This window comes from Pseudoalteromonas lipolytica, from assembly GCF_001306915.1.
Taxonomy (GTDB): domain Bacteria; phylum Pseudomonadota; class Gammaproteobacteria; order Enterobacterales; family Alteromonadaceae; genus Pseudoalteromonas; species Pseudoalteromonas simplex.
Map to the genome: position 1 here is coordinate 1 of NZ_LJTC01000055.1, position 578 is coordinate 578.

Annotated in this window: 1 protein-coding gene; it reads left to right on the top strand. The window is 63.7% G+C overall.

Annotation, left to right across the window (positions count from 1 at the left end; translation table 11 throughout):
* Positions 1-578, top strand: a 578-nt coding sequence (locus AOG27_RS21020) for an SWF/SNF helicase family protein (protein ID WP_161804364.1), incomplete at both ends; no start/stop codon positions are given.

Here is a 578-nt window from a genome sequence, read left to right on the forward strand (position 1 = left end):
CTTCGGGCGCATCCACCGTATCGGCCAGACGGAGGTCTGCCACCTGTGGAACCTGGTGGCCAACGAGACCCGCGAAGGCGCCGGCTTCCAGAAGCTGTTCGATAAGCTGGAGGTGGAAAAGAGTGCCCTGGCCGGCAAGGTCTTCGACATCCTCGGTGAGGCCTTCGAGAACACCTCGCTTAAGGATCTATTGGTGGAGGCGATCCGCTACGGCGAATCGACCGAGGTGAAGTCGCGCCTGGAGCAGGTGATCGAGGGTGCCTTGGATACCGACCACCTGCGCGAGATCATCCGCCGCAACGCCCTGGTTGAGCAGCATATGGGGCTCGATGAGCTCTATGCGGTGAAGGAAGAGATGGAGAAGGCCGAGGCCCGCAAGCTGCAGCCGTACTTCATCCGTGCCTTCTTCACCGAGGCCTTCCAGATCCTGCGCGGAGAGCTGCGTCCGCGGGAGCCAGGCCGCTACGAGGTCCGCCATGTGCCCGCAGCCATCCGCGAGCGCGACCGCGTGATAGGTGAGAGCCGCACCCCGGTGCTGCGCAAGTACGAGCGCATCTGCTTCGAGAAGGAGCACGTGC